The sequence below is a fragment of the Paraburkholderia sp. genome, assembly GCF_034668105.1.
Lineage (GTDB): Bacteria > Pseudomonadota > Gammaproteobacteria > Burkholderiales > Burkholderiaceae > Paraburkholderia.
Window position 1 is genome coordinate 1 of sequence record NZ_JAXDPY010000058.1, and the last position, 4,140, is coordinate 4,140.

Here is a 4,140-nt window from a genome sequence, read left to right on the forward strand (position 1 = left end):
GCGATCGGGATCGTGCCCCATCTCGCGCGCGTGCGCCTCGTAGTTGCGGCCCACGCAATAGATGCGGCGCACCGCGAACTGCTCGCTGGACCCCACGACCGGCACCGCGACAACTGGTGCGGGTGCAAATACGTAACTCATCCCGTTCTCCGTTTTTCTCAATTGTGCCGCGCCCGCGCGCGGCGATAAAGCATCGAGTGTAACGCGCAGCAAAGCGCGATGCAGTCAATCGGCATAGGGGCGCGTGAACCGGCGGCCCGGGCGCATTGGTTCGGTGGACCGCCGGATCACCGAACCGCTGGATCGCAAGCGGTTCGGCCCCACCGGACCGTCAAATCGCCATAGATGCGATACTCACACCGAACAGCGTCCTTTGAATACCGTGGCCGACTGCCCCAGAAGCGGCGCGCCACCCCCGCCCCCACTGCGCCCGATGACTGACTCCGCCGACACCGCCAATCCTTTCCCCTGCGCCCGTTATATCAAGGAAATCGGCCGCGGCCCGAACGGCGCTCGCGCGCTGACCGCCGAAGATACGCGCGCGCTCTACACCGCGATGCTCGAGGGCCGCGTGTCCGATCTCGAACTCGGCGCGATATTGCTCGCGTATCGCGTGAAGGGCGAAACCGCCGATGAACTCGCCGCCATGCTGGCCGGCGCGCATGCGTCGTTCGAACCGGTTCATTTGCCGCACGTGGCGTTCCGGCCCGTGTCGATACCCACGTACAACGGCGCGCGCAAACAGCCGAACCTGGTGCCATTGCTCGCGCTATTGCTGGCACGCGAGGGTGTGCCGGTGCTGGTCCATGGCGTCACTGAAGATCCGGGCCGCGTGACGAGCGCCGAAATCTTCACTCATTTACAGATCCCGCACGCGCAATCGCACGCCGATATCGAAGACGGTCTTGCCGAGCGGCGTCTTGCGTTCGCGCCGATCGAGGTCCTCGCACCGAAGCTCGCGCGACTCCTCTCGCTGCGCCGGCGGATGGGCGTGCGCAATTCAACGCATACGCTCGTGAAAATCCTGCAACCGTTCGCGCCCGCGGGGCTGCGGCTCGTGAATTACACGCATCCGCCGTATCGTGACAGCCTCACACAACTGTTCAACACGCACCCGGACGCCGCTGCAGGCGGCGCCTTGCTCGCGCGCGGCACCGAAGGCGAAGCAGTCGCCGACACGCGGCGCCAGGTGCAGGTCGACTGGCTGCACGACGGCATCTGCGAAACGCGCGTGCCGCACGAACGCTCGTCGTCCGATGCGCCCGAGGTCGACTTGCCCGAAGCGCGCGACGCCCCCACCACGGCTGCGTGGATCGCCGCCGTGCTACGCGGCGAAGCGCCCGTGCCAAGCGCGATCGAGCGGCAAGTCCAGTTGATCGTCGACGTCGCCCAAACGCCGGAGTGATGTCCGTGGATGCCCGTCTGACCTTCACAACCTGTAGTCGTTTGCATTCGTCCGTTTACCGTTCGGACGAAGCGCGAGGGTCAAATGCATATTGCATGGGCTTCATCCACGTTCGTTTTCGTCGTATTCGCCCGAAACCTTCAACACGACCGAGCTTCCGTATGCGCGCGAAGTATGCGACGCGGTGGCGCAGACGTGGTGCCCCACGCTCGATCACAAGATGACTGCGGTGCGGCGTGTGGTGGAGCGCTGCAACCAGATGCCGGTGCATCCGCGGCATCCGTATGCGGGCGAGGCAGCAAAGCCACCCGCGTGGAGCGATGAAGATTTGCAGCGCGTAGCAGCTTAAGAGAATCTGCAGTCAGCGCTCACCCAGCGCAACCGGCGAAACGGAGTGAGCTCAAAAGGCTCACTCGATCGCGCAGCGCGTCGCCTGCCAGGCAATCAGACGCCATAGCCCGTCTTCCTGCGTATGAATCGCCGTGTACGCGATCGGAAACAGCAGCGCTCCATTGTTCGCTTCCATTTCGATCAGCGCGCGCCCGGTGACGACGCAACTCTCACGCCCCACCAGCAGCACCTCTTGCGACTGCACCTCGATCTGCCGATAGCGGCGGCGCCCAGCGGTAATACCGTCGATGAACTGCCGCTTCGTTTCTCGCTTGCCGTTCGTGTGGACATAGCTCACGTTGTCCGCAAGCAGTGCATCAAGCGACTGCCCGTCACCGTCGACCATCGCACGGAAGCGCTCGCGCTCGAGTTCGCGAATCGCTTCGATTGTCTTTGCCGCCATTGCTCAGCCCCTCGCACCGATGGGCCGAACATGGCCACGGTCGTCAGAAGTTATATTGCAAATATAGCTGGTGGAAATTTATACCAGGATTGGGCTCTTTGATACCGCCGTTGGAAATATGCTGGAAGCGGTAGCCCACCTGATACTGCTGGTGGTTGCCGAGTTGCACGCCCACACCCGCCATGGGCGTAAACTGGAAGGCCGTGGAGTAGGTGTAGTCGGTCGAGACCGTGGGACTCGTCAACACGCGCACGCCCGCCCCCGCTTCGATAAAAGGACGGATCGAACCCGTTCCCTTGATGAAGCGGATAATCGGCGTCACGCCAAATTCTCCGATGTCTTTGTGGACGTTCGCCTCGTCGGTGTGCCACCAGGCCGCATGGGCCTCGCCGATCAGCGCGAAGTGCCAGTCGCCGATCTGCCACCATGTCAGATCCGGATCCCAGACAAAGCCGAGGTCGTACTTTTTGAAGTGATGGTCGCCGGTACCGACCGCAAACTGCACGCCGAACTGATCGGCCGCGGCCAGCCCTGAAGCGCTAACCAGTACAACCGCACAGACCCCTTTTAGAGCCAGACCACGCAAAGCATTTTTTTTGTTTGTCATCGAACACCCGAGCTAGCCGAACGTTGATTACCTTCTCAATGTTGCGCTTATTCTAATGACAATCCGAAATTCGTGGATCATCTGAAGAAACCTCACTTTTTGCAATTAGTCACTTCTGTTTTTAGAAAAATCGGTCAATTATATTATCGAAAGCTAATTGTTAGGTAACTTGTACGGTGCAAGCGCGCTGCATGCAAGCCGGCACTCCATGGCTATCGAAACCTAAATTTCAATAGGAATATACGGAACTTGGATGCCCCTACGGCCTCTAAGTATTAGCACTCGGCAATTCAGAGTGCTAACATCCAACGCTGGAGTCGTTTACCTGAATACGCTTTTGTCTGATTCCAAAGGAGTTTCCTACGTGAGCCATGCAATGACCCTTCCGAGTACTCTGAGCCCGTCGTCGGCTAAGGCCGCTTCGGCAGGTGCACTGGCGCTCTCGCATTCCTCGCTGCTGCCCGGTCAACTGGGCAATATCGACGCCTACATCCAGGCCGTAAATCGGATTCCGATGCTGACGCCGGCGGAAGAACGCCAGTTCGCCACCGAATTTCGCGAGCAGGACAACCTTGAGTCCGCGCGCCGTCTCGTCCTGTCGCACCTGCGGCTGGTCGTATCGATCGCGCGCAATTATCTGGGTTATGGACTGCCGCATGCCGACCTGATCCAGGAAGGCAATATCGGCCTGATGAAGGCCGTGAAGCGCTTCGACCCGGAGCAGAACGTACGTCTCGTGTCGTACGCCATGCACTGGATCAAGGCCGAGATCCACGAATACATTCTGCGTAACTGGCGGATGGTGAAGGTTGCCACCACCAAAGCGCAGCGCAAGCTGTTTTTCAACCTGCGCAGTCACAAGCAGGGCCTGGGCGCGTTCACGCCGGACGAGATCGAAGGTCTCGCCAAGGAGCTGAATGTGAAGCGCGAGGAAGTTTCCGAGATGGAAACGCGCTTGTCCGGCGGCGATATTGCGCTGGAAGGTCAGGTCGAAGACGGCGAAGAGTCGTACGCGCCCATCGCTTACCTCGCCGACTCGCATAGCGAGCCAACTGCCGTGCTGGCTTCGCGTCAGCGCGACAAGCTGCAGAGCGACGGTATCGCGAGTGCGCTGGATGCACTGGACGCCCGCAGCCGCCGCATTATCGAGGCACGCTGGCTGAAGGTGGAAGACGACGGTTCGGGCGGCTCCACGCTGCACGAGCTCGCCGACGAATTCGGCGTGTCGGCCGAACGTATTCGCCAGATCGAGGCGAGCGCAATGAAGAAAATGCGCGGCGCATTGACCGAGTACGCTTAACGCTTAAAAGCCTGAGTCGCGCCGGGGTTCGCCCG

General features: G+C 60.7%; 4 protein-coding genes and 2 pseudogenes. 2 read left to right on the top strand and 4 right to left on the bottom strand.

The features are described from left to right. A pseudogene (locus tag QOC89_RS02970) lies at positions 1-141 on the bottom strand (FAA hydrolase family protein); the annotation flags it as partial. A gap of 292 nt (positions 142-433) precedes the next feature. On the opposite strand from QOC89_RS02970, the gene ybiB reads away from it, so the two are divergent. Further along, on the top strand, positions 434-1,405 hold the full coding sequence (gene ybiB, locus QOC89_RS02975; protein ID WP_323043658.1) for a DNA-binding protein YbiB: 972 nt from the start codon (positions 434-436) through the stop codon (positions 1,403-1,405). Positions 1,406-1,618: 213 nt separating this feature from the next. Here ybiB and QOC89_RS31790 read toward each other — a convergent pair. The 3 genes and pseudogenes from QOC89_RS31790 to QOC89_RS02990 all read right to left on the bottom strand — a co-directional run. After that, positions 1,619-1,699, bottom strand: a pseudogene (locus QOC89_RS31790) (hypothetical protein); the annotation flags it as partial. Between the two features lie 115 nt (positions 1,700-1,814). Continuing rightward, entirely contained in the window at positions 1,815-2,198 is a 384-nt protein-coding gene (locus tag QOC89_RS02985) for a nuclear transport factor 2 family protein (RefSeq protein ID WP_323043659.1), read from the bottom strand. A gap of 43 nt (positions 2,199-2,241) precedes the next feature. Then, entirely contained in the window at positions 2,242-2,805 is a 564-nt protein-coding gene (locus QOC89_RS02990) for an acyloxyacyl hydrolase (RefSeq protein ID WP_323043660.1), read from the bottom strand. 364 nt (positions 2,806-3,169) lie between these two features. Here QOC89_RS02990 and rpoH point away from each other — a divergent pair, with 364 nt between their 5' ends. Continuing rightward, positions 3,170-4,105: an RNA polymerase sigma factor RpoH gene (rpoH, locus tag QOC89_RS02995; protein ID WP_007179432.1), complete on the top strand. Its 936-nt coding sequence runs from the start codon at positions 3,170-3,172 to the stop codon at positions 4,103-4,105. Positions 4,106-4,140 lie beyond the last annotated feature (35 nt).

Coding starts and splice junctions, on each gene's coding strand:
- QOC89_RS02985 (WP_323043659.1), bottom strand. CDS start 2,198: ATGGCGGCAAAGACAATCGAAGCGATTCGCGAACTCGAGCGCGAGCGC.
- ybiB (WP_323043658.1), top strand. CDS start 434: ATGACTGACTCCGCCGACACCGCCAATCCTTTCCCCTGCGCCCGTTAT.
- QOC89_RS02990 (WP_323043660.1), bottom strand. CDS start 2,805: ATGACAAACAAAAAAAATGCTTTGCGTGGTCTGGCTCTAAAAGGGGTC.